The organism is Cellulomonas sp. B6 (genome assembly GCF_001462455.1).
In the GTDB taxonomy this organism is placed as follows: domain Bacteria; phylum Actinomycetota; class Actinomycetes; order Actinomycetales; family Cellulomonadaceae; genus Cellulomonas.
The window spans coordinates 1-1041 of the sequence record NZ_LNTD01000257.1 but is presented as its reverse complement, the minus strand read 5'-3'; the positions used below and the strand labels follow the sequence as shown (position 1 = coordinate 1041).

Genomic DNA, 1041 nt, shown 5'->3' with positions numbered 1-1041 from the left:
GGTCAGTCCTGGACGAACCGGGTGTCGGCGATGACGTCGAACGTCTGGGGGACGGCGGAGTCGTCGAGGATCTGGCCGCTGCGGGCCACCTCGAGCGCGGTCTCGACCGCCTCCTCGGTGAGCACGCTGCCGCCCCACAGGCCGTCGGCGTACGCGCGGTCGAGGGTCGCGGCGAGCACGGCGGGCTCCATGGTCGGGAACTGCGCGGCGGCGAGCTCCTCGGCGTACGCGCGGTCCTCCTCGATGCGCTCCTGCCCCCGCACGAGCGCGTCGACGAACGCCTGCACGAGCTCGGGGTCGTCGTCGACGGTCGCGCGCGGCACGACGATCGACGAGTAGGCGTACGGGCCGAGCAGCTGCAGCGGGTTGATGATCGGCTCGCCCCACAGGCCCTGCTGGATGCCGAGTCCCAGCTGCGGCTCGGCGACCACGGCGACCTGCGCCTGCCCGGCCTGCACGGCCGACGGGATCGCGCTGGAGTCCTCGATCTCGAGCAGCGTCACGTCGGTCTCGGGGTCCAGCCCCAGGCCGATGAGCACGTGCCGCAGGATCGCGTTGGGGGTTCCGCCGTAGCGGCCGCCGGCGATCGTCTTGCCCCGCAGGTACTCCCCCAGGTCGGCGCCGGGGGCGGGCTCCTCGCCGGTGGCGGCGACGAAGTAGACGTTCCCGCGGTTGACGACGTTCGCGACCGTCACGAGGTCGGCGCCCTTGACGTTGGCGACCGCACCGGACTCGGGGCCGCCGATGAACCCGAAGACCTCGCCCGCGAGGGTCGCGTTGACGTGCCCGCCGCCGGTCAGGGTCGTGACCTCGACGTCCAGGCCCTCGTCGGCGAAGTACCCGAGGTCCTGCGCGGCGTAGAGCGGCAGGTAGCCGACGCCGTGCACGGGCTCGGCGAGCGTGAGCGACGTCGGCGCGTCACCGTCGGCGGCCGCGGCGGTGGTGGTGCCGGAGCCGGGGCTGCACGCCGCGAGGGCGAGCGCGAGGGCCGCGGCGACCGGGACGAGGGCAGCACGGGAGAGGGTCTTCACGACGGGTCCT

The 1041-nt window shown here is 74.1% G+C and carries 1 protein-coding gene; it reads right to left on the bottom strand.

Going from position 1 to position 1041, the window contains the following annotated elements; translation table 11 throughout:
- Positions 1-2: 2 nt before the first annotated feature.
- On the bottom strand, positions 3-1041 hold a 1039-nt coding region (locus ATM99_RS17515), incomplete at its 5' end, for an ABC transporter substrate-binding protein (RefSeq protein WP_062104086.1).